The following is a 22262-nucleotide window of genomic DNA, read 5'->3' on the forward strand; positions in this document are numbered from 1 at the left end:
GTATTCTTTTTTACAGTTGCTGTAACATTACTTTTAAAAGAACAAGGGATTTTAAAGTTGACGTAGAATTTAGGTTCTACAAATAAATCGGTTTTAAAAGGAGGCTTTCGATATGAATAAGAATAGTAAGACAGTTATTGTGATTGGCATTATTGTTTTAGCTATAATAATATATTTCTGGATTATGAAGCTTAAACAGGTTGAACTTTGGTTTGGGGACGCTTCTGAAATGGTTTCAAATTTAAGAGCAGGTATAACTCATAAATATGGACTTAGAGCGATTTTAACAATAGCAGGCACTGGTGGTCTAGCGTATATAATTAATAATAACAAAATTTTTCAAAATAATGCTAATACTAATGCTTTAAATATAAATAAATCTGAACTAGAAAATGAGTTAACTAGACTAAAAAATCTTAAGGACGAAGGTATTCTAACAGAAGAAGAGTATAAGAGAAAAAGAGAAGAAACAATAGAAAAATTTGAGGTTTGAATCTTATAATAATGTAGTGTTAATACATAAATTAAAAATACTTTAAATTAAACAAGTACCTAGAATTTGATTCTAGGTACTTGTTTAATTTTTACTAGAAAATATACAATTACTGCTCTTTTGTTGCATACTTACTTAATTGATATCTGAGCTCCTGAGTAAAAGGTTACATTTGGAGCTGTCGACCAATGAAGATAAATTGAACTAGACATATCCCCATCGTCACTATGCATTGACATCAATTGGTCGGTCCCATTACGTATCTGGACTTGGACACTATGCGGTACTGCAGTACCAGCAAGTATTCCTATTGGCCACCATATCATAGATAATCCTTGTTGAATGAGGTCACTTATTATTCTTCGTCTTACCGTATTCACGCCCCATATGTATTGAAGAGTTTCTTCCTTATCAAAATAGTTTTGTCAAACCTCTGTTCCAGTATTTAAATAATTTGAGTAATACACAGCTCCACCATTAGGCAAACGCACACTAGATCCTGAGGATATAGTAATCTCTTCATTATTTATACCAAGTTGCGTATCAATCATTTTTTCATAAAGATGATAATGGTCGATAGCACCTTGTTCAATGAGTTGTTCTCTTACTTGGCTCAAAATATTATTTCTTGTTTTAACTAGCTGAGATTGCTCTATTTCAAATGAACTAATATCATCATATGCAAAAACACTTGTTGGAGCAATTAAAAATACCATAATAAAAGCCAAAGTTATACCTATAACTTTATTTAATGATTTTTTCAAAATTAACTACCTCCTTGTATAATTTAGATTTTCTTTTGTTTGATCTTATTTTCTTATACTTTACAATTCTTATGAAAGCACTTAAAAAGCTGCCAAGGGTAGTAAGTATTTTATTCAATGCTCGGTGATCTGATATGCATATTTTTTTCCTCCTTTGTTGAAATAGTTAGAATATTTCTGCTTTCATTAATAAAACACCCCAAGTAAAAAAAGTTCCAAACAAAATTAAAATGGAACTTTTTAAAAGCGTAGGTGTTTTTATTGTTAGAACATATCAAAGGAGGAATTGAACTAATGAAAAAAACAGTATTCTTTTTTATCGTTGTTGTAACTTTACTTTTATCAGTAAGTTTTGTATCTGCAAGTCAGAAAAACTATGAACCTGGTTTCAATGATGAAGATGTTAAGGTGATTAGTCTTGATGATATAAAACGTGGGACAGTGGCTCATGAACTTATAATTAACCAGTCTAGTCAGCAACACAACTATTTAAATGATTATGGAGCAACCCTAAGATATCTAGGTTCTGGTAGATTAGATGGACTGGGTTATACAAGAACAGGCCAAAATGTTGACACCATCAATACTATAATGTACCTTCAACAGTATGATGAATCTCGAAGGTTATGGGTAAGTATCCACACTATATCTAACACTTTAAATAATGCTAGCTACTCACAGGTAACCCGAAGCTATAGTGTTCCAGTAGGGGCTAGATATAGGCTTCAGGTAATACATGAAGCTACAGTGGGGGGGCAAATCGAAAGAATTTCTACGTATTCTTCAGTAGCTAATACCTATTAATCCTTACTGCATAATAAAGGCAATGGAGTTATTCCATTGCCTTTATTATTTCTTTAACTTCTTCAATTTCAATAGCATAAAAAATATCCATGGTATGATTGATCCCAAATGAAGACCAAACTACTTTAGTATGAGTTTCAGTAACTTTTACAATGGTGTAGGGAATATTATCCAGTAGTATCTCTAAAATTTCGCTAGTTGGGTTAACGTTAATTGATTGAGTGAATTCAAGCCCTTGCCTCATTTGTTGTAGACTTATTCTACCTTGATTAGTTGTGTAGTTTAAGTCTAGAATTTCTGCCCCGTCAAATGGACCTTCAATTAAGGCATCTTCCAACTGATAAGGAAGCTCTTTAAAGTTAAAGGATACAATATGTCTTACTTCTTCAATAGAGTTTGTTAGAATCCGCTCCTCCTCAAGTACTTCTAGCCCACCACCAACAGATAGGTTATGCTCAATAGAGGAACCCTTATCACTAGCATTTAGAATATTGGTTATCCCAGGAATTTTCCAAGCAGAGATCTCAATATCAGCTAAATTTAATAGTGTAAATCCTGATAGCACTCCTATTATAATTATAGCTGCCCTTTTGTAATTGGTTTTTATGGGAATCTTTTTCTTTTTAGATTTTTCTTGTAATTTCAACCATTGTTGTTCAATCTCTTCATCGGTAATATCAATAGCATTCATTTCTTCTTCCAAAACCTCAGTTATGAGTGTATCTAATTGATCTAATTTATCTTTTCTCATTTTCTTCACCCTCTGAATTGAATATTTTAATGAGTTTGTCCTTAGCCCTTCTTAACCTAGATTTCACGGTTCCTTGCTTTAAGGACAATGCTTTTCCCACATCTTCATATGTTAGGTGATGATAATACCTTAAAGTAATGATCTCTTTAGCATCAGGATCTAACTGTTCTAATGAATTTCGCAATTTTTCTTTTTGTTCTTCCTTGTCCATGTTCTCAATCACAATGTCTTCTGTCATATGATCATCTGCTAGTGTTTCCATAGGATAAAAAGAAATTACTTTACTGTGTTTTCTAATATGATTTTTTGCTAAGTTTGCAGCAATGATACAAATCCATTGTTTGAATTTATTGATATCATCAAGTGTTTCTAATTTATCGTATGCTTTCAAATATGCTTCATTTGTTAGATCCTGAGATAGCTCTTTGTTTTTTGTTATGTAGTATACAGTTCTATAGACATCTCTATAATATAATTTATACATTGAGTACTGAACATCTTCGGTTGTATCTTGTAGCTTTATATGTTCTTTAGAACTAATCACTTTTTCCATGTAACTGGTAAAATAAAAGGGAGAGATTTTGGCAAACAAAAACGGAGAATAATTTCCAATTTACTACAATAATAATATCCCTTCTGGTAGAATTAGTTAGCTAGTGACACCAGAGGAGGAATGAAATTGAAGGAGTGGAATATGTTTGCTGAAATCCAAGGATACAAGTCCAAAGGACTGAATAAATCACAGGTAGCAAGGAGGCTGGAGATCGACTATAAAACAGTACATAAATATTGGGATATGACACCAGATGAATTTGCAAGCTTAAGACAAAGAACTGAATCTAGAGAAAGGAAGGTGGACAAATATAAGGACGAAGTCTTAGCATGGATTAGAGAACATAGGGATTTATCAAGTGCTCAAATATATGATTGGCTAGAGGAAAAATATCATGTGCTGGACTTTAAGGATAGAACTTTACGACTATATGTCAATCACTTAAGGGAAGAACATAAGCTCCCTAAAGTAGTTTCAGCAAGGCAATTTGAGGAGGTGGATGAGCTTCCTATGGGATATCAAGCACAGGTTGACCTGGGCCAAATATGGCTAGATAAACCTGACAAAACAAGAATCAAAGTATATTGCTTTGGTATGGTTTTATCCCATTCCAGACATAAATACATCTATTGGATAGACAAGCCCTTTACTACCCAGACATTCATTGAGGCCCATAATAAAGCCTTTGAATATTTTGGAGGAATGCCTAAGGAGGTTGTTTATGACCAGGACAGAGTCCTAGTGGTATCAGAAAATCATGGAGATATCATATACACAGAAGGATTTCAAAACTATATTAATTCCCTTAAGTTTAAAGTGTACCTTTGCAGGGGTTATGACCCACAGAGTAAAGGGAAAATTGAAGCCGTAGTGAAATATGCCAAGTATAATTTTGCAAAGAATAGAACATTTGTAGATATTGACTCATTTAATGATGATTCGCTGAAATGGTTAGAAAGAAGAGGTAATAAAAAAGTCCATGAAACAACAAAGAAGGTACCGGCAGAAGTGTTTGCCCTGGAAAAGGAACACTTAAAGCCAATACCCACTCTATTTGTAAACACAACTAATACAAATAGTTTAACCTATCTCGTTAGAAAAAACAATACAGTTTTTTACAAGCAAAATAGATACCAAGTCCCTACGGGAACCTATTCTCCAGGGAAAGAGGTTAAATTAATTATTAAGAAAGATACCATGGAAATTAAGAACCAAGATACAGAACAGTTAATTATTGAACATAAAATCAGTCAGGATAAAGGAAAATTAGTGAAAATAGAGCACTATGATAGGAATGAGAGTAAACACTGTACAAGTCATGAAATCTACAACAAAGTGTTAAAAAGCTTAGACCATACTGAAAAGGCTAATGAATTTGTTGATGTATTAAAAATAGAGAAGCCAAGACACTTTAAAGATCAATTTGCCCTAATAATGAATACAGTAAAAAACCAAGACAAATCAATTGTTCAAAGGGCATTAAGCTACTGTATTGAAAGGAAATTGTTTAGCGCAGGGCTCTTGAAGGATGCCATACAGTACTTAAAACTTGAAGAAAACAGACAACTAAATAAGAAGTACTTTAAAGCTGACATAACTACTCCTTCAAAATATCAGGATTTAAAGCCTCAAGTACGAGATATTAGAGAATACATGAGTGCCCTGAAGGAGGATAAAAGAAAATGGAAAAATTAGAATCAATAAAGGATCACGCTAAAAAACTCAAATTGAACTACTTAAATACCAATGCAGATTCCATCGTTGAAAATGCTGACATAAACAACATTTCATATCAGAATCTTTTACTGTCAATATTAGAAAACGAAGTCGATCTCAGAGAGAAAAAGGCCCAGGAACGCAGAGTTAAGGCTGCAGGCTTTCCGGTACTTAAGACAATAGAAGAGTTCGATCTAACCTTTCAAAGATCGATTACCCAAAGACAAATCAATAGTCTTATTGAGATGGACTGGATAGATAGAATGTATAATCTAATACTTTTAGGCCCTCCAGGGGTAGGTAAAAGCCACTTGTGTATTGCATTAGGGTACAAGGCTGTAGAGATGGGCTACAAGGTTAGCTTCACCACCATGGACAATCTGATGCACTGTTTAAAAACACAGGAGATATCAAGAAAAAGCAAAGGGAAAATCAACAATGTTTTATCTTCTAGTCTTCTGATCATCGATGAGCTAGGTTACCTCCCCATATCAAGAGAAGAAGCGAACTTGTTTTTCCAATTAATATCAGCCCTTCATGAACAAACATCGTTAATTATTACCTCCAACAAAGGGCTTGAAGATTGGACCGAGTTATTAGGGGACCCCGCTTTAACCACGGCAGTGTTAGATAGAATCACTTACAGATGTGAGCTATTTAATATGACAGGTAAGAGCTATAGATTAGAACATCGAGAATCATTGTTTTAATAGATGAAGGAGGCGATTGTGATTATGTTGTTAAGAGAGAAAGATTTAAAAAAGTATTTGTTTAGCAGAAGGATAACTATCTCTGATGGCTTAAAGCAGGAATTATTAAATGAGTATGGATCTCCTGTAGAAGATGATGAAGGTCATATTTTCGAGTATACGGAGCAAGATATTTATGAGCAAATCAGAAAAGTCATAAGAGATAAAAACTAATATTCGTTTAATAAAGTTCAGTGATTATAAGATAAATTACAAGCAGTAGTGTATGGAGAGATTTGGAAATTACTATGGAAAACTATTTGCCAAAATTTCTCCAAAAACACTTGCCAGTTACACTCATATGTTCAATGTTTTTATTCTAATAAATGATTTTCTTACTTATTCTATTTAAAACCTTTGTTCTCCTTTAATTCAGAAACATTTACACTAAGTTCTAAATAAGTCTATAGTATAGATCAAGCTCCTGGATCTGATCCAGGAGCTTGGTTAATTCAACAGAATTTGTATTATGTTGAATTGGGTGTTGCTTAGGCCTTAAAATATATTAAACATCTTATAAATATTAAACCTACGATTCTTCACTAAAACCATTATTAAATTAGTTAGCCCATTCCATATGTGGAATGATCGCATGATGAGAATATTTCTTAGAATTCCCTGTTGTCGTGTTTTCTACATAGATATCAAACTCTACCCTCATTCCAGCTTCAATATCCACTTCTTCTCCAATTCGAGTGTTTTCATATCTTGCTAAAGCACTTCCAAAAATATCTGCCTCTTGCCAACCATCTAGTCTGAAAACATACCCTTTGTCCCATGCATATTCTCTAGAGTTGAACTGCGGGTGACTAGTGAAAATAATTTTTGCTTGATATTTGTCCTGACTGTTCATGTATGCTAATTTGTCTTTATGTTCAAAAGTAACTCTAAAATACACAGGGTCCCAACCACTTTCAGCCATTTCTATCTCAATCTTCGGCTCAATAAAACCATCCTTTGGAGGTTCTGGTAGCTGAATATTTTTAACATTTTCACCAATTACAACTGTGCGAACATCAGCTCTCCAATCTACTTCCTGTTCAAAACTTTCAGCAATAAATCTCAAAGGCACATAGGTTCTAGAACCTTCAATAAAGCTATTGTGTTCTTCGATTCTTAAATCAAGTTCTTTACCATCTTGCTCGAATGCTACTGTTCTAGTCGTTCCATTCCATGTATAGTCAATTCCTAAATTTCTAGCGATAATTGCCACTGGTACAGTTGTCCGCTCGTTTCTGATAATTGGCTTTGCATCTGGAAAATCAATATAATCATCATTTAGGAAGACCCTAATATCACTTCCTGCTCCAAACACACTTGAAATACTTAAACTTGCTAAAATTGCTAAAATTGCTCCTAATACTAATACTTTTTTCATTTTTAATTCCTCCGTATCTTCTACTATCAAAGAACAATGTTGAATAAAGTTGATTTAAGTATTTTGAAAAATTAAAAGAGTTTATATTAAATGCCTGTCGAAATATTATGTTCTTTATGTTTTTTATAAAACATTAATGTCTTTGCTAAATTAACAAGTCCCACTATCCAACCCAAGGTAAATGCTAAAGTTAAAATTAAAGCAAATTGTAAAATGCCGAAGATAAAGCCCATGTACCCATTGCCACCACTAAATAATGTTGTAATTAAAGCGGTATCAATAGAATTGCTTGTATTGCCCTTTAACATACCTACTATTGTTCTCCATCCATAGTAAAATCCTATAGGATATACAACAGTAATAAACCAGGATACATTAAAAATTGAGAAGCCATATTGAAGAAAGGCAATAAATAAGCCAATAACCCCCAATACTCCTACCTTGATCAATTCTCTTTCATAAGCAGTGATTGGTTTTTTCACAGTTTTTTCAATGAAACTATTAAAGTATTTATCCATCTAAATCTTCCCTTCTTTTAGTAATCTACGTATACTTAAATTCCAGATTAAATTTTGGACTACTCTAAATAAAAAGTAACCTATAAAAAACATGGCTAATAAGTAAATACTACTTTGATCCAGCGAAATGTCTTTTAAATTATTATAAAATACTAAATACAAGACCCCAAACCCTACTAAAGAACCCAGTACACCATTAATTAAGGATAATATAATGTAAATAAAATCAATAAAACCTACTTGTATTTTTTTAGCTCTAATATAATTTATAATCGGTAAAACAACTGTAAATACTATGCTAATAGATAATATAAGCATAAAATTGTTTAAAAAGACAGGAATCATGTGCAATATAAGACTAAATATTCCTACTATAGCTCCTCCCATTAATAGATATGGTGTACATCCGGCAGGTTCATGATTACCAAACAAGTCTCCATCAAACATCATATCCCATATCATTAATTCTGTAATAAGTCTATCTTCATTACGCAAACCTAATTCCACCCCCTTAAGTATGAATTTAGAGATGAGCTATTTAAAACAAGTATTGTAAAGTTAGGCGTCATAAACAGAATAAGACATACTTCGTGTGAAATATGTCTTATTCTGTCGAATGGACATTAAATATTTTAATTTCCTCTAATGAAACATAATTCATATTGTGTTGAACTCAGGGAAGCTTTGAGCTTTATAGTTACCATGTGATTTATACTACTTTATACCAACTAGTTTGACACATCACTATATGAGATTAGGTACAATTTGCTATTAAGATAGCTCCTAGTTCTTCCTTTTCAGTAATTATCTAGCTATACCAGTAGATAGATAAATAGGTGCTATGAACCCTATAAATAAATATGATTCTTACTTTCTCATTTATTTTGTCGTTTTAAAATACTTATTCTTATTTTGCTACCTATTGAAAACATTAGAAGTAAGAAGGAAATTAACATAGATACTAAACCTAAATTGTTCAAATAGGAAAATATAAGTAATAATATTGAAATTGCTATAGACATATCCAAAGAGAATATAGTTGATTTTTTATTAGTTAATTTACTAAAAGTACGATACATGATCATTAAAAAGCCAAATATAAAAAGAGCTATTATTAGTTGAGTAGGGAACATTATTAACCTCCTTATATAATTAAAAAGGCTAATTATTAGCCTTTTTAATTATATCATATTTTATCTTCCCCTTACAAGAACGGCGGGATACGGTAGCCACTGAACTCTGATTGTAGCACCAGCAGAAGTAATACTTCTATTAATTCTTGTGGCAACCCAATCATCACCAACTGCCATGATTGCAGCAGAAGCTGCTGCTGCAATTGTTGTTGGATTAGGTACTGTAGCTGAAATACCAGCTAATAATGCTGCTGTAAGTGCCCATGCAGAAGCGCTATCTTCTAATGCATATTGTAAAGTTCTCGCTTCTGAATAGTTATATGTGAAAGTATATGCAGTCCAAGACAAATCTAATGGTTCTAAACTATTACTATTACTTTTAGTTTCTAGCTCTTCATGAATGACAAAACCATAATTATCGTCAAATGATAGTTTTTCCTCTTTGGCTGCTAAATTCAATAATTCAACACCATTTAAAAAGTATTCATAAACTTCAGTAGTAACTTCTTCCTTTACTTTCTCATCCAGAACAAGAATACCTTTATCGTTTTTTGATAGATAGTTATCTAAAATACCTATTTGTTCAAAAGTTTCTTGTTGAAGAGTTTTTTCTTCAAAAACAGAAGAAGTGGAAGCAAATCCTGTAGATGCAAAAAGTGAAACAAACATCGTAACCATTACAAAAATTGTAATAAGTCTTTTTTTAGTATTCATAATTTTTCCCCCTTTAAAATATGTTGTTTTCTAGAAAAATCTAAAGTTAAGTTATCCCAGTTTTCTTAATGATTGCTAGCTTTAATGTTTAGCTAGATGCGTGACTCAAATTATTAAAAGTTAACTCTAACTTCTTTTCAATAATTTTTATTTGATATTGTGACCTTACTGCAAGCCTTTGCGTATAGTGCGCTAGGGTCTCTTATCCTCATGTTTTTCTCCTTCCTTCTTTACTTTATTTTAAGTGTAAAATAAACACTTTCAATACTAAAACACCTTAGTTTTAAAAAAGTTCCATGAAAAATGGAACCTTTTTTAAACTAAGGTGTTTTTATTGTTAGCAAATATCAAAGGAGGAATTAAACTAATGAAAAAAACAGTATTCTTTTTTATCGTTGTTGTAACATTACTTTTATCAGTAAGTTTTGTATCTGCAAGTCAGAAAAACTATGAACCTGATTTCGATGATGAAGATGTTAAGGTGATTAGTCTTGATGATATAAAACGTGGAACAATGGCTCATGAACTTATAATTAACCAGTCTAGTCAGCAACACAACTATTTAAATGATTATGGAGCAACCCTAAGATATCTAGGTTCTGGTAGATTAGATGCATTGGGTTATACAAGAACTGGCCAAAATGTTGACACCATCAGTACTACAGTGTATCTTCAACAATACGACGAATCCCGAAGGGTATGGGTAAGTATCCACACTATATCTAACACTTTAAATAATGCTGGCTACTCACAGGTAACCCGAAGCTATAGTGTTCCAGTAGGGGCTAGATATAGGCTTCAGGTAATACATGAAGCTACAGTGGGGGGGCAAATCGAAAGAATTTCTACGTATTCTTCAGTAGCTAATACCTATTAATCCTTACTGCATAATAAAGGCAATGGAGTTATTCCATTGCCTTTATTATTTCTTTAACTTCTTCAATTTCAATAACATAAAAAATATCCATAGTATGATTTACTCCAAATGAAGACCAAACTACTTTAGTATGAGTTTCAGTAACTTTTACGATGGTGTAGGGAATATTATCAAGCAGTATCTCTAAAATCTCGCTAGTTGGGTTAACGTTAATTGACTGAGTAAATTCAAGCCCTTGCCTCATTTGCTGTAAGCTTATTCTGCCTTGATTAGTTGTGTAGTTTAAGTCTAGAATTTCTGCCCCGTCAAATGGACCTTCAATTAAGGCATCTCCTAACTGATAAGGAAGCTCTTTAAAGTTAAAGGATACAATATGTCTTACTTCTTCAATAGAGTTTGTTAGAATCCGCTCCTCCTCAAGTACTTCTAGCCCACCACCAACAGATAGGTTATGCTCAATAGAGGAACCCTTATCACTAGCATTTAGAATATTGGTTAGCCCAGGGATTTTCCAAGCAGAGATCTCAATATTAGCTAAATTTAATAGTGTAAATCCTGACAGCACTCCTATTATAATTATAGCTGCCTTTTTGTAATTGGTTTTTCTGGGAATCTTTTTCTTTTTAGATTTTTCTTGTAATTTCAACCATTGTTGTTCAATCTCTTCATCGGTAATATCAATAGCATTCATTTCTTCTTCCAAAACCTCAGTTATGAGTGTATCTAATTGATCTAATTTATCTTTTCTCATTTTCTTCACCCTCTGAATTGAATATTTTAATGAGTTTGTCCTTAGCCCTTCTTAACCTAGATTTCACGGTTCCTTGCTTTAAGGACAATGCTTTTCCCACATCTTCATATGTTAGGTGATGATAATACCTTAAAGTAATGATCTCTTTAGCATCAGGATCTAACTGTTCTAATGAATTTCGCAATTTTTCTTTTTGTTCTTCCTTGTCCATGTTCTCAATCACGATGTCTTCTGTTATATGATCATCTGCTAGTGTTTCCATAGGATAAAAAGAAATCACTTTACTGTGTTTTCTAATATGATTTTTTGCTAAGTTTGCAGCAATGACACAAATCCATTGTTTAAATTTATTAATATCATCAAGTGTTTTTAGTTTATCATATGCTTTCAAATATGCTTCATTTGTTAGATCCTGAGATAGCTCTTTGTTTTTAGTTATGTAGTACACAGTTCTATAGACATCTCTATAATATAATTTATACATTGAGTACTGAATATCTTCTGTTGAGTCTTGTAGCTTTATATGTTCTTTAGAACTTACCGCTTTTTCCATCGCAATACCACCTCATATGTTCAATCTTGTTATTCTAATAAATCATTTTCTTAACTTATTCTATTCCAATCCTTTGTTCTCCTTTAATTTTAAAGCCTTTACAATAATTTCTAAATAAGGCATTAGTACCTAACTTACTATAAAAATACGTTTAGAGTATAAACCAAGCCCCTGGATCAAGTCCAGGAGTTTGGTTTAGTCAACAGAATTGAGATTGTATTGAGCTGGGTGGCGCTTAACCCTTAAAATATATTGAAAATTCTATAAATTTCAAGCCTACGATTCTTCGCCAAAACCACTATTCCAAGAAGCACGCCATTTGCAATTTTTTTAACCTTATCCTAGTATCAGACAAATAAATCCGCATAAAATATGCAGATTTATTTGTTTGAAGTTCACTTATTTTTTTAAATCTTTTATCCATAAAATTAAACGTAAAACTAAATAAACAGCAATAATTATTGATATAACTAAAACAATTTCTGCAGCACCTATCATTTTAAGCATTCTCAACTTCCTTATAATATTATTTTTTTGATTTAAAAGATCACAGACTTCCCTCCTTTTTAAAAAATAAGGTTCAACGCTACATTTTCGTTGGCAGTATCCTATTCTTCTTCATCCATTCCCTACGCCTTAGTAAACTTGACAAATAGGGTGTAAAAAGTAGTTCCATACAGGAGCCACTTCTATACACCCTATTTACCTTTTATAGATTCTGATTATATTGTATTTTATAAAATAGTAAAATTATTTCAACGAATAACTTTACTAAAATTAATACAATTATTGGTTCTAACACTTGGTAGTATAATGAATGAAAGTAAAAGATTGACTTTTCATATAGTGTACTATCAACCGAAACGTTGGCTGTAGAGAAATATAACCTCATAAAAATAAAAATAAATGTTAACGGAAATAATAGCTTACATATCGTTTCCATTGGTGTTTTGTTGGATTTAACCAATAGATTTAGCACCTTTTTCATAATTCTATAAATCGCTCAGTCCGAAACTCATTACATATGTTTTGGCTCGAGTGGTAACTGTGTAGGTTTCAGATGATGTTTGAGATATATTTAGTATATCACCACCAATAGTTATTCCTGTTGAACTACCTACTTCATAAACTAGTGTAGCTGTTCTACTAATTCTAGCGTTAGTTGTAGAAACTTCTTTATTATAACCTCCACCAGATAATTGAACATTGCTTAATCCAGGTATGTACATATGTGGCTCACCTACAGACATTATTTCCAGTGCCTTTCCTGTGGTATAAGAATAAACGTACTTTACCTCAACTGCCATTTCTACAGACTGTGGAGCGCCGCTGAGTGAAGTGCTACCAATTAGGGTTTTGTAATTAATTATTTCATCTAACCCCAAGGTTCCTATTTCTGATAAGTACTCTTGATTTTCTTTTTGGTTCATTTCATATGCTTCTTTATATGAAATGTTCAGTTCATTAGCTAAACTTTGTACATACCTTTCTTCACTACTATTTTCTGATCGAGTCACAACAAAAATGTCATTAGATACATCATTAGTATATGCATTTGCTGCATATAGATTACTGGATAATAACAGAGCAAAGATCACCATAACTATAATTTTTTTCATAAAAATCCTCCTTTGTTGAAATAGTTAGAATGTTTCTGCTTTCATTAAGAAAACACCTTAGTTTTAAAAAAGTTCCATGTAAAATGGAACTTTTTTAAAACTAAGGTGTTTCTTGTAATTTTAACCATTGTTGCTCAATTTCTTCATGGGTCATATCAATCGCATTCATTTCACTTCAGCTAAAACCAGTGTATACTAATGATATTTCATAATCACCAGACGAATGTCTTCATAGCTCACCTCTGGGGACAAAGCCTCCTTAATTGGCTTTAGCTTCATGATTCCTATCTCTTCTATCACATCTAATATTGCTCTTTCCTTATTTGGATCATCTATAAACCTTCCCCAGTCAACTTCTTGTCCATTATCCTCACATCTTTTTAAATGTTCAATAATTGTGGTTCCCTTTAGATTTCTCTCGTGGGCAATTTTAGGTAAAGACAGTCCTTCTAAGTAGCAGTCATAGGTTATTTGGTATCGATCAAGCCCCGCTCCTACTTGGGAATTACTTTCATCAGTGTTGACTACCTCATCTACTTTAGACTCCGTTCCCTGGATTTTATTTTCAATACAATACGCTTCAACTAAATCCATAAATTGTGCTCCATAGTTTTCATACTTCTTCATCCCCACACCATCTATTGTGAGAAATACCTCTTTAGTCCGGGGAAAACAAGCTGCCATTTCTTTCAATGTCCTATCATGAAAAATCATAAAGGGAGGCACCCTTTTTTCGCTGGCTATGGTGCTTCTCAGTTCCTTTAATTGACTTAATAATTCCTCATCAAAATGATCACTAACTGCTTTCTTTGATTTTCTTTCCTTTTCATCTTTTGAGCCAATTGCCTCTACTAGTTCTTTTTTGTGATGTATTTTTACATCTCCTTGCAATATTTCCCGACATTGGGCTGTCAGCTTCAATACAGGAAATTTATCTGTGGTCACATGTATATATCCTCTAGCCACTAAGGTCATAATGATTTCCCTGACCCCCTGCTCACTGTAGTTTTTCATAATATTGTAGGTGGAAACCTTATCTAACCCTAGCTGTAATATTTTTTTGTTTTTCGATCCCCTTAAAACCTGGGTGACAATATTGACACCATATCGTTGGTCAATACGGTAAATACAAGATAGCACTTTTTGAGCCTCTAGGGTGATGTCTATCATTTCCGATCTATCTAGACAATTACTGCAATTCCCACAATCTTCCTCTATGATGACTTCACCAAAGTAGGTTAATATTTTATTTCGAAGACAATCGTTTGTGTGGCAAAAATCGATTAGATATTGTAGATTCTTATATTGTAATGCTTGTCTTTCTGGGGAACTATACTCATTTTCCATAATCAATTTTTGTTTGACAACATCCGAGGGTGAATACATTAAAATACATTGGCTTTTCTCCCCATCTCTGCCCCCTCTACCTGCCTCTTGGTAGTATGCTTCCATATTTTTAGGCATATTATAATGGATAACAAATCGTACATCAGGCTTGTCAATTCCCATACCAAAGGCGTTGGTTGCCACAATAATTCTAGTTCTATTGTACATAAAGTCCTCTTGGTTTTTCATGCGTATATCTGCATTCATGCCTCCATGGTATCCTTCCACTGAAAAACCTTTTTCCTTTAATTTCTTTACTAGTGACTCCACTGTTTTTCTCGTTGAACAGTAAATGATCCCCGTCTCACTTTGGAAATTTTCCTTTAAATAACTCATCAAATAAGTGAACTTATTCCCTGCCTTACTTACTTGATAAAATAAATTAGGTCGATCAAATCCTGTTGTGATTTCGATGGGCTTCTGTAATTCGATTAGTTTTTTGATTTCGATGATGATTTCCTTTGTGGCAGTAGCTGTAAAGGCTGCCACCATGGGCCTATTTGCAAAACCCTTAATAAATTTAGGAATTTCAATATAGCTTGGTCGAAAATCATGACCCCATTGACTAATACAATGGGCTTCATCAATTGCAACAAATGAAACCGTAATATGCCTTATGGTATTCCTAAAAATATTGGTATTGAGTCGCTCCGGAGCCACAAACAGTATTTTATATTGATTTTCCTTAATCTCCTTAATTCTTTCCATTAATTCTTCTTGATCCAGGGTACTATTAATACATGTAGCATTAATCCCTATTTCATTTAATGAATCTACTTGATCCTTCATCAATGAGATCAATGGGGAAATCACAATCGTGACTCCCTCTAGCATAACAGCCGGCAATTGATAGCAAAGGGACTTTCCCCCGCCGGTGGGCATGATCCCCAGGACATCCTTACCTGCTAATATACCGGTTACCAGCTTTTCTTGCCCTTCTTTAAATGTATCGTATCCAAAATATGTTTTTAATTCTTTATATATATTCATATGATTCCCTCACTTCTAATCACAAATTAAATCTGACTAACCCATTGTATTGTTAAATCAGATATTATTCTTTACACATAACTTATCGTATTAAGCCCCACCTACACTAACACTTAGGCGGGGCTTATACCCTAAAAATAAAATCACGATTAATTAATCTGCTCTAATGACTTCCACATCATACCCATCTGGATCCGTTACAAAATAGTATCTAGGTGGGCTCCCTGGAAGCCCCGTTAATTTTGTCACCTTATAGCCCATTTTTCGATGTCTTTCTTGAGAAGCCTCTAAATCATCAACAGAAACCGCTATGTGACTAAACCCATTTCCAATCTCATAGGATTGATCTTGATTATAGTTGTAGGTTAGTTCTAGATCATAATGACCTGCTTCGTCACTCAAGAATACTAAAGTAAATTCATGTTCCGGAAAATCTTTTCTTCTTTTTTCTACTAGGCCTAGGGCGTCTTCATAGAACCTTAAAGATTTTTCTAAATCCATTACTCGTATACAGGTATGTAGCATTTTATATTTCATGAAATAACCCCTTTCTTTTTTTATTCTAATATCATTATAACAAATTTTCATGGTAAGATCCATTTTATGTAATTTTCCTAGGAAATCCTATGGCTTTTCAGCTTCAAAATCATAGGATTTCTCCACACATTTTTATTTTACCCTTGGTTGCCATTAAAAAACAGGTTAAATTTACTCCCCTGACACAATTAGGACCCTGTAAATTTTTCCTTATTTTTTTTAATATATTCTATTGACAAGAACAAAATAAATTGTTATACTATTCTAAATTAACAGAATATTATAAATGCATTGAAGGAGAAGGATATTTTAACTACAGTTTTAGAGAGTCGGTGGTGGGTGTAAACCGATACTGTAATAAAATATAGATCACTCCCAAGCAGTATCTTCGAAATTTTCAAAGTAGTTGATACCGATTAGCCTCGATAACGGCTTAGGTTTGTTAGAACCGAAAAAGTGGTTTCTTTCTATTTTATTATATTTTAAAATAGGAGAGACAATTAAGGTGGTACCGCGAGTGATAACTCGCCCTTAGAATAATAATCTAAGGGCGGTTTTTTTAACCCCAAAATATAAAGGAGGAATTATTATGTACAATGTAGCCGCAAATTTAGTCAATTCGTCAAAGGAGAAGGCACCCACTTTTGTTTTAAGTGCCACAAAGAAAGTCAATCCATCCAAGGAAAAATCTGTTTCCCCAAAAGAATTGTTGTCCACAACTAACCACTGGGGTCAAGGGCTCTATAAGGATGATCTAAACTTCTATGAGTCTGACTCTTGCTCATACCTAAAGGTGATGAAATAATGGATTTAGGGATTAGATCCTTAGGGAGGCATAATATAGGCAGGGCCTCTAGAGGCCCTGCCTATATTAACCTTTTACCTTAGTTTTTATTAGATCTCAGATCCTTCACTTCTTCTTCCGTTAAGTTTCTCCATTTTCCTATGGTTAAATCCTTAAGTGTCAAATTCATGATTCGAACTCGTTTGAGCTTGACAACACGATAGCCAAAATGAGTACACATTCTTCGAATCTGTCGATTTAACCCTTGGCATAGGGTAATCTTAAATGTTCTATCATTTATTCTAACTAGCTTGCACCGTTTGGTCATGGTGTCCTTATTCTTCACAGGGTTATAGATTTTAACACCCTTAGACATCCCCTCTATAAAAGAAGGGGTTATTTTTTTGTTCACAGTAACAATATAATCCTTCTCATGTTTGTTTTCCTCTGCCAAAATCTCATTAACGATGCTCCCGTCGTTTGTAAGCAGAATCAGCCCTTCGGAGTCCTTATCCAATCTACCAATTGGGAAAATCCGTTCTGGGTGATTGATAAAATCAATGATATTTCCTCTGATATGTCTTTCCGTAGTACAAGTAATTCCTACGGGCTTATTTAAGGCAATATAAACATCATTATTTTTTGCCTGTAGAGGTTTCCCCTTTAGCATCACCTGATCTCCGGGATCTACTTTGCAGCCTAATGTTGCAATTTTACCATTAACCGTTACTTTTTTCTGTTTAATGAGTTCATCTGCTTCTCTTCTAGAGCATTTACCAGTTGAGCTTATAAAATTGTTTAATCTCATAAAACTTCTCCTTACTCTTTTTACTTTGTGTCAATCATCTCGCCCTTGTACATCATCTTTTCCGTAGCTGATATCTCTAATTCATTGGTTATTTTCCTAAACATACTCTCTTCTCTTTTGTTAACTATTGAAACCACAGTGCCTAGGGCACCCATTCTCCCAGTTCTTCCAGATCGATGTGTATATTGATCAGCAGTCAATGGTACATCCCAATTAATGACATGGGTGAGTCCCTCAATGTCAAGTCCCCTGGCAGCCACATCAGTAGCAACTAACAATGGAAATTTGCCCATTCGAAATCCATTTAAGGCTTCTTTTCGTTGGGTTTTGTTAGATCCTCCCATGAGTACGCCTAAATCGATGCCATTATAGCTGAGCTTTACTTGAATTTCCTCAATCTTTCTTACATCATTTGTAAAAACCAAAGCCTTTACATTGCCTGATCTGATTATTTTCCGAAGCACCTCGAATTTTTCTCTATGCTCACATATAATGTAGGTGTGTTGTATGTTAGATAGGGTAGATAGGCTAGACTGACCCTTCTGAATTTGAATGATTTTAGGCTCCTTCATTAATTCCATTCCAATTTGCTCTGTATTCTCTGATATTGTAGCGGAAAAACAGACAATCTGTCTTTCCTTTAGTGTTGTTTTAATAATATGTTTTAGATTTTCCGCGTGTTCCTCTGCGATCAAGATATCAAATTCATCCACTACAATGGTCTTGACCTCATGCATTTTTATTTTTTTTAATTTAATCACTTCAAGCAATCTACCGGTTGTAGCTACAATGATCTGAGGACGTTTCTTGAGATTCTCTATTTGTCTTTTAATATTCGCTCCCCCTATTAAGGGCTCACTGCTTATGTTATTATCCTTTGTCCACTTTTCAATGGTTTGGTGGATTTGCATAGCTAATTCATGAGAGGGTGCTAGAATGACTGCTTGCACAGCTTTACTTTCAGGGTCTATCCTATGTAGTATTGGTATGAGGTAGGCTAGGGTTTTACCGGTTCCTGTTGGTGACTCAGCGATTAAATCCTTTCCCTCTAAAATTAAGGGTATTGCCTCCTCTTGGATAGGAGTCGGGGCTGTAAATCCCACACGATTCCATGTCTCTTGTAAAAAGGGTTTCATCTTTAATAATAATGGCCACTGTTGGGCCTTTGAATTATTCTGTTCCATTATCTCAGTTCCTTTCTGTTCCTTGATCTATATAACCACTTATCTTAGTGTTTACTTAACTTTAGTATACCATATAGATGAAAATTCTATCATGATGTTATTCCTTTAGCTCTTCTACCCTTACCCGGTAGCTTCTTTCCTTCACTGTAATTAAGTATTCCTTTACGGAATGTATCCCTTGGGTCCTTGAATTAAAGTCCTTCTCCAAATTCACAATGGCTTCTTCTTTCTTAATAGCAACTGAACTGAGCCTCTTCCATATCAATAGAAATAAATTGAATGACATCCCCAGGTTTTTTTGAGCAACCACTGGTATATCTACAGAGATGACGTTGGAAATTTTTGTATAACCTCCTGTGGTTTGCCTATCTGATACTCACCTTTTTAAAATGTAGCTTTCCCCTCTTGTGTAAATAGCATGGCTTCACATACTGTAATCTACCACCCTGTGCTTGAACAAATCCTTGTAACACACCGATTTGATAGATCATATAGGCTTTCGCTTCTTCCAAGGAGGCTTGCATGTTTCTCCTACCAAAGCCTAGTAGATCTGGAAAGCCTGGGTGGGCTCCGATGAGCTGATAGGGCCTCTAGGGTGATTACCTTGAGCTGCTCTAGCATATCTAAATTCACTTCTAAGCTTAAACCATCCACTGTACAAACAACTTTTTTACTACATCCGTCTACGCCGCCTTCACCAATCATACCCTCTAGCATTTCTATTTCCTTATCCACATTATGAAGCAACATTTTAGAAGTCATAATTGATAAACCTGCAACCAGGCCATGAGCTCCCCAGTTTGAGACACCCGCTACGATCAAATAGTCCGATGCACTCACTGCACATATTTTCTCACCAAGCTTTACATTTTTCTTTATATGTTCAGCAATTTTTCCCATTCCCATTTCATTGCCACCATCACCCACTGCCATGGTTTTAATCTCACTTTCTTTTGCTATGGAAAACAAATGATCTGTATTGGGCACAAAACTACTCAAATCCTCTCCCCTCATAGAGTAACATCCACCATCTGCAGCTCTTCCAGGACGCTCAATGGCTACAACCAGATCAGGTTCAAAATCCCTTATGCTTTGTTCACAATAGTCTTCTGCCCCTTCAAAGGGGACTATTCCTATATCAATCTCCATATCCATATCCATATCCATCGCCTTACAACAAGCAACCACTAATTTATAGGAGTATTCGTCGGTGATGATCACGACCTCCTTATCAAGCTTTTTTAGTGCAGCTCCAAGGGATACGGCTCCTATTGGACCATCGGTTTCACCTGTCATGGTATCTCTAATACAAAATCCCGTAATAATCATGATGCGTTGGGCTTGGTTTAATTCTTCTAAGGCCTGTCCTAAATCCCCAGTCTTAAAATCTGACCCTAAGCCTCTACAACCAACGTCTACGCCAATGAGTGTTTCAATACGATCTATATATGTTTGCTTCATAGTCCTTTCATCTCCTCATCCTTTATGTCGGTAATGAACATGTACCCAAGGGAGTGGGTGATCACGATTTCAGGCTTGGGTGTATCCTGGAGCAAGACCAGGTGTTGGTCCCTGCCAAACTCTTTTTCGTATCGCTTCTCTTGCTAACGGGCCAGCATTCATACCATAATCCCCCTTATGTGTTATTAATTACTCTTTGAGACTAATCATTCGACAACAATTTGGAAATTCCTTTATACCTAGTGGATTAACACTGCTTGTTTATTCATTTCAACTAATAATTATTATGTTTTCCACCCTTGTAATCCTTCAATTTTCTGTCAATTGTTTCTTGCGTTATAATTTTATTTATTTTACCAATGGTAAAGTAATATAAAATATAGTATAATATACTCATGTTACCATGTTGGCCCTTTTGTTTTCAAGGTATGCATGTAGGTTTTTGTCGGTTTATCGCGTTTGATAGTTTGAATCATCATATGAATTGTAAAGTTGTCTTCATTTCATTTTAACGTATTTTCAATTTATTTTGTACAATCTTTATAATGAATAAATAATATGTTTTTTAAAAAGTTATTTATCATGTAAATAACTTTTTATAAATAATAAAAGGGGGAAAAAAAATGAAAAAGTCTAAATTTATTTATGTATTACTAGCTTGTTTATTACTAGTGTCAGCATTTGCAGTCGGGTGCAGTACCGATACCGGTACAGGTGGTGGCGAAGAAGCAACGCCATCTCGTTTAGCAATTGCCACAGGTGGAACAACGGGTACTTACTATCCATTAGGTGGGGCCTTTGCTAACATCATTAATGAAAATGTGGATAACGTTTCTGCTAATGCAGAATCCACTGGCGCATCTGTTGAGAATGTCAACCTATTAAACGCTGGAGATGTTGATTTTGCAATGGTTCAAAATGATATTTCCTATTATGCTTTTAATGGCGCTGAAATGTTTGATGAACATGACCCATTAACAAACCTTCAAGGTTTAGCAACTCTTTACCCAGAAATCATCCAGATCGTAGCCGATGGCTCTGCTGGGATCAATTCCGTTGAAGATTTAAAAGGTAAGCGTGTTGCAGTAGGAGCTCCAGGAAGTGGTACAGAAGCCAATGCACGCCAAATTTTAGCAGCCTATGGATTGACTTATGATGATATCCAAGCTGACTTCTTATCATTTGGTGAAGCAGCGGATAACTTAAAAGACGGACATGTTCAAGCAGCCTTTGTTACTGCTGGTACACCAACCGCTGCTATTACTGACTTATCTACAACCCATAATATCAACTTAGTACCTGTTCCTTCAGACATGGCCCAAGCCTTAATCGCTGAATATCCATTCTATGCAGAAGTTGTGATTCCTGCAGGCACTTACCGAAATCAAGATACAGACGTCAATGCTGTAGCCGTTATGGCGATGTTAGCAGTTAGAGCTGACCTATCTGAAGATTTAGTTTATGACATCACAAAATCATTGTTTGAGAACTTAGACTCTTTATCCGCTGCTCACGCTAGAGGTGGCGATGTAACCTTAGATACAGCCTTAGAAGGTATGTCACTAGAAGTTCATCCAGGAGCACAGCGTTACTTTGACGAAGTTAAGTAATCTAATTGGGAACGGGTATCGAAGTGTTCGATACCCGACCCTTTTGATTTCTTGTGTTTTTATAGTAATACTACTATTGATTTACCTACTTTGGCCAGTCTATGCAATTGAAGTTTCTCGTGATGGTGA

The 22262-nt window shown here is 34.3% G+C and carries 25 protein-coding genes and 1 other annotated feature; of the genes, 8 read left to right on the forward strand and 17 right to left on the reverse strand.

The features are described 5' to 3' along the window. The first annotated feature begins 112 nt into the window (after window positions 1-112). Window positions 113-493 (forward strand): SHOCT domain-containing protein, encoded by a 381-nt coding sequence (locus AMET_RS23375; protein WP_012065635.1) that lies wholly within the window; start codon window positions 113-115, stop codon window positions 491-493. 425 nt (window positions 494-918) lie between these two features. Here the strand turns inward: AMET_RS23375 and AMET_RS23385 are convergent, their stop codons facing one another. Then, on the reverse strand, window positions 919-1257 hold the full coding sequence (locus tag AMET_RS23385) for a hypothetical protein (protein ID WP_012065636.1): 339 nt from the start codon (window positions 1255-1257) through the stop codon (window positions 919-921). A 294-nt stretch (window positions 1258-1551) separates the two neighbouring features. On the opposite strand from AMET_RS23385, the gene AMET_RS23390 reads away from it, so the two are divergent. After that, on the forward strand, window positions 1552-2061 hold the full coding sequence (locus tag AMET_RS23390; protein WP_041721250.1) for a hypothetical protein: 510 nt from the start codon (window positions 1552-1554) through the stop codon (window positions 2059-2061). 28 nt (window positions 2062-2089) lie between these two features. Here AMET_RS23390 and AMET_RS23395 read toward each other — a convergent pair whose 3' ends face one another. Further along, window positions 2090-2812, reverse strand: a complete 723-nt coding sequence (locus tag AMET_RS23395; protein WP_012065638.1) for a hypothetical protein — start codon at window positions 2810-2812, stop codon at window positions 2090-2092. Next, window positions 2799-3365, reverse strand: a complete 567-nt coding sequence (locus AMET_RS23400; RefSeq protein WP_012065639.1) for an RNA polymerase sigma factor — start codon at window positions 3363-3365, stop codon at window positions 2799-2801. Before AMET_RS23400 ends, AMET_RS23395 begins: the two co-directional genes overlap by 14 nt. A 126-nt stretch (window positions 3366-3491) precedes the next feature. Here AMET_RS23400 and istA point away from each other — a divergent pair, with 126 nt between their 5' ends. The 3 genes from istA to AMET_RS23415 are packed head-to-tail and all read left to right on the forward strand — an operon-like array spanning window position 3492 to window position 6004. After that, the gene (istA, locus tag AMET_RS23405; RefSeq protein WP_049765184.1) at window positions 3492-5060 is read left to right on the forward strand and encodes an IS21 family transposase; all 1569 of its coding nucleotides are present in this window, start codon (window positions 3492-3494) and stop codon (window positions 5058-5060) included. After that, window positions 5048-5791: an IS21-like element helper ATPase IstB gene (gene istB, locus AMET_RS23410; RefSeq protein ID WP_012062302.1), complete on the forward strand. Its 744-nt coding sequence runs from the start codon at window positions 5048-5050 to the stop codon at window positions 5789-5791. Before istA ends, istB begins: the two co-directional genes overlap by 13 nt. Before the next feature lie 24 nt (window positions 5792-5815). Further along, the gene (locus AMET_RS23415; RefSeq protein ID WP_041720379.1) at window positions 5816-6004 is read left to right on the forward strand and encodes a hypothetical protein; all 189 of its coding nucleotides are present in this window, start codon (window positions 5816-5818) and stop codon (window positions 6002-6004) included. A 385-nt stretch (window positions 6005-6389) separates the two neighbouring features. On the opposite strand, the gene AMET_RS23420 is transcribed toward AMET_RS23415, so the two are convergent. From AMET_RS23420 to AMET_RS23440, 4 genes are all read right to left on the reverse strand, one after another. After that, the gene (locus AMET_RS23420) at window positions 6390-7208 is read right to left on the reverse strand and encodes a copper amine oxidase N-terminal domain-containing protein (protein WP_012065640.1); all 819 of its coding nucleotides are present in this window, start codon (window positions 7206-7208) and stop codon (window positions 6390-6392) included. Between the two features lie 86 nt (window positions 7209-7294). Next, window positions 7295-7726, reverse strand: coding sequence for a hypothetical protein (locus AMET_RS23425; RefSeq protein ID WP_012065641.1), 432 nt, complete (start codon window positions 7724-7726; stop codon window positions 7295-7297). Continuing rightward, entirely contained in the window at window positions 7727-8221 is a 495-nt protein-coding gene (locus AMET_RS23430; RefSeq protein WP_012065642.1) for a hypothetical protein, read from the reverse strand. A 698-nt stretch (window positions 8222-8919) separates the two neighbouring features. Continuing rightward, the gene (locus tag AMET_RS23440; RefSeq protein WP_012065643.1) at window positions 8920-9573 is read right to left on the reverse strand and encodes a hypothetical protein; all 654 of its coding nucleotides are present in this window, start codon (window positions 9571-9573) and stop codon (window positions 8920-8922) included. 367 nt (window positions 9574-9940) lie between these two features. On the opposite strand from AMET_RS23440, the gene AMET_RS23445 reads away from it, so the two are divergent. Beyond that, window positions 9941-10450 (forward strand): hypothetical protein, encoded by a 510-nt coding sequence (locus AMET_RS23445; protein ID WP_012065644.1) that lies wholly within the window; start codon window positions 9941-9943, stop codon window positions 10448-10450. A gap of 28 nt (window positions 10451-10478) precedes the next feature. Here the strand turns inward: AMET_RS23445 and AMET_RS23450 are convergent, their stop codons facing one another. From AMET_RS23450 to gloA, 5 genes are all read right to left on the reverse strand, one after another. Further along, window positions 10479-11201: a hypothetical protein gene (locus AMET_RS23450; protein WP_012065645.1), complete on the reverse strand. Its 723-nt coding sequence runs from the start codon at window positions 11199-11201 to the stop codon at window positions 10479-10481. Further along, window positions 11188-11754 (reverse strand): RNA polymerase sigma factor, encoded by a 567-nt coding sequence (locus AMET_RS23455; protein ID WP_012065646.1) that lies wholly within the window; start codon window positions 11752-11754, stop codon window positions 11188-11190. Before AMET_RS23455 ends, AMET_RS23450 begins: the two co-directional genes overlap by 14 nt. Window positions 11755-12746: 992 nt before the next feature. Beyond that, complete coding sequence (locus tag AMET_RS23460; protein ID WP_012065647.1) at window positions 12747-13373, reverse strand: hypothetical protein; 627 nt, start codon at window positions 13371-13373, stop codon at window positions 12747-12749. 195 nt (window positions 13374-13568) lie between these two features. Further along, entirely contained in the window at window positions 13569-15749 is a 2181-nt protein-coding gene (gene recQ, locus AMET_RS23465; protein ID WP_012065648.1) for a DNA helicase RecQ, read from the reverse strand. Between the two features lie 153 nt (window positions 15750-15902). After that, the gene (gene gloA, locus AMET_RS23470; RefSeq protein ID WP_012065649.1) at window positions 15903-16286 is read right to left on the reverse strand and encodes a lactoylglutathione lyase; all 384 of its coding nucleotides are present in this window, start codon (window positions 16284-16286) and stop codon (window positions 15903-15905) included. Between the two features lie 282 nt (window positions 16287-16568). Next, window positions 16569-16822, forward strand: a binding site (T-box leader). 53 nt (window positions 16823-16875) lie between these two features. Here gloA and AMET_RS23475 point away from each other — a divergent pair. Continuing rightward, a complete protein-coding gene (locus AMET_RS23475; protein WP_012065650.1) occupies window positions 16876-17091 on the forward strand; it encodes a hypothetical protein in 216 nt (71 codons plus the stop codon). A gap of 79 nt (window positions 17092-17170) precedes the next feature. Here AMET_RS23475 and AMET_RS23480 read toward each other — a convergent pair whose 3' ends face one another. The 5 genes from AMET_RS23480 to AMET_RS23495 form a co-directional block, all read right to left on the reverse strand. Continuing rightward, window positions 17171-17878, reverse strand: a complete 708-nt coding sequence (locus AMET_RS23480; RefSeq protein ID WP_012065651.1) for a pseudouridine synthase — start codon at window positions 17876-17878, stop codon at window positions 17171-17173. Window positions 17879-17898: 20 nt separating this feature from the next. Then, on the reverse strand, window positions 17899-19062 hold the full coding sequence (locus tag AMET_RS23485; protein WP_012065652.1) for a DEAD/DEAH box helicase: 1164 nt from the start codon (window positions 19060-19062) through the stop codon (window positions 17899-17901). 97 nt (window positions 19063-19159) lie between these two features. Beyond that, the gene (locus tag AMET_RS23490) at window positions 19160-19348 is read right to left on the reverse strand and encodes a hypothetical protein (protein ID WP_012065653.1); all 189 of its coding nucleotides are present in this window, start codon (window positions 19346-19348) and stop codon (window positions 19160-19162) included. Window positions 19349-19427: 79 nt separating this feature from the next. After that, complete coding sequence (locus tag AMET_RS25310) at window positions 19428-19586, reverse strand: LamB/YcsF family protein (RefSeq protein ID WP_012065654.1); 159 nt, start codon at window positions 19584-19586, stop codon at window positions 19428-19430. A gap of 7 nt (window positions 19587-19593) precedes the next feature. Next, window positions 19594-20523 (reverse strand): DUF4392 domain-containing protein, encoded by a 930-nt coding sequence (locus tag AMET_RS23495; RefSeq protein WP_012065655.1) that lies wholly within the window; start codon window positions 20521-20523, stop codon window positions 19594-19596. Window positions 20524-21146: 623 nt separating this feature from the next. On the opposite strand from AMET_RS23495, the gene AMET_RS23500 reads away from it, so the two are divergent. Beyond that, window positions 21147-22133 carry a TAXI family TRAP transporter solute-binding subunit gene (locus AMET_RS23500; RefSeq protein WP_012065656.1) on the forward strand — a complete coding sequence of 329 codons (987 nt, stop codon included), beginning with the start codon at window positions 21147-21149 and terminating at the stop codon, window positions 22131-22133. Window positions 22134-22262 lie beyond the last annotated feature (129 nt).

Origin of the sequence: Alkaliphilus metalliredigens QYMF (genome assembly GCF_000016985.1) — a bacterium.
In the GTDB taxonomy this organism is placed as follows: Bacteria; Bacillota; Clostridia; order Peptostreptococcales; family Natronincolaceae; genus Alkaliphilus_A; species Alkaliphilus_A metalliredigens.

Bases quoted from the DNA above. Each gene is read 5' to 3' on its own strand.
- AMET_RS23390 (WP_041721250.1), top strand. From the start codon at position 1,552: ATGAAAAAAACAGTATTCTTTTTTATCGTTGTTGTAACTTTACTTTTA.
- AMET_RS23500 (WP_012065656.1), top strand. From the start codon at position 21,147: ATGAAAAAGTCTAAATTTATTTATGTATTACTAGCTTGTTTATTACTA.
- AMET_RS23455 (WP_012065646.1), bottom strand. From the start codon at position 11,754: ATGGAAAAAGCGGTAAGTTCTAAAGAACATATAAAGCTACAAGACTCA.
- AMET_RS25310 (WP_012065654.1), bottom strand. From the start codon at position 19,586: ATGCAAGCCTCCTTGGAAGAAGCGAAAGCCTATATGATCTATCAAATC.
- AMET_RS23495 (WP_012065655.1), bottom strand. From the start codon at position 20,523: ATGAAGCAAACATATATAGATCGTATTGAAACACTCATTGGCGTAGAC.
- AMET_RS23395 (WP_012065638.1), bottom strand. From the start codon at position 2,812: ATGAGAAAAGATAAATTAGATCAATTAGATACACTCATAACTGAGGTT.
- AMET_RS23425 (WP_012065641.1), bottom strand. From the start codon at position 7,726: ATGGATAAATACTTTAATAGTTTCATTGAAAAAACTGTGAAAAAACCA.
- istB (WP_012062302.1), top strand. From the start codon at position 5,048: ATGGAAAAATTAGAATCAATAAAGGATCACGCTAAAAAACTCAAATTG.
- AMET_RS23480 (WP_012065651.1), bottom strand. From the start codon at position 17,878: ATGAGATTAAACAATTTTATAAGCTCAACTGGTAAATGCTCTAGAAGA.
- AMET_RS23450 (WP_012065645.1), bottom strand. From the start codon at position 11,201: ATGAGAAAAGATAAATTAGATCAATTAGATACACTCATAACTGAGGTT.
- recQ (WP_012065648.1), bottom strand. From the start codon at position 15,749: ATGAATATATATAAAGAATTAAAAACATATTTTGGATACGATACATTT.
- gloA (WP_012065649.1), bottom strand. From the start codon at position 16,286: ATGAAATATAAAATGCTACATACCTGTATACGAGTAATGGATTTAGAA.
- AMET_RS23440 (WP_012065643.1), bottom strand. From the start codon at position 9,573: ATGAATACTAAAAAAAGACTTATTACAATTTTTGTAATGGTTACGATG.
- AMET_RS23420 (WP_012065640.1), bottom strand. From the start codon at position 7,208: ATGAAAAAAGTATTAGTATTAGGAGCAATTTTAGCAATTTTAGCAAGT.
- AMET_RS23375 (WP_012065635.1), top strand. From the start codon at position 113: ATGAATAAGAATAGTAAGACAGTTATTGTGATTGGCATTATTGTTTTA.
- AMET_RS23490 (WP_012065653.1), bottom strand. From the start codon at position 19,348: ATGTCATTCAATTTATTTCTATTGATATGGAAGAGGCTCAGTTCAGTT.
- AMET_RS23415 (WP_041720379.1), top strand. From the start codon at position 5,816: ATGTTGTTAAGAGAGAAAGATTTAAAAAAGTATTTGTTTAGCAGAAGG.
- AMET_RS23475 (WP_012065650.1), top strand. From the start codon at position 16,876: ATGTACAATGTAGCCGCAAATTTAGTCAATTCGTCAAAGGAGAAGGCA.
- AMET_RS23445 (WP_012065644.1), top strand. From the start codon at position 9,941: ATGAAAAAAACAGTATTCTTTTTTATCGTTGTTGTAACATTACTTTTA.
- AMET_RS23460 (WP_012065647.1), bottom strand. From the start codon at position 13,373: ATGAAAAAAATTATAGTTATGGTGATCTTTGCTCTGTTATTATCCAGT.
- AMET_RS23400 (WP_012065639.1), bottom strand. From the start codon at position 3,365: ATGGAAAAAGTGATTAGTTCTAAAGAACATATAAAGCTACAAGATACA.
- AMET_RS23485 (WP_012065652.1), bottom strand. From the start codon at position 19,062: ATGGAACAGAATAATTCAAAGGCCCAACAGTGGCCATTATTATTAAAG.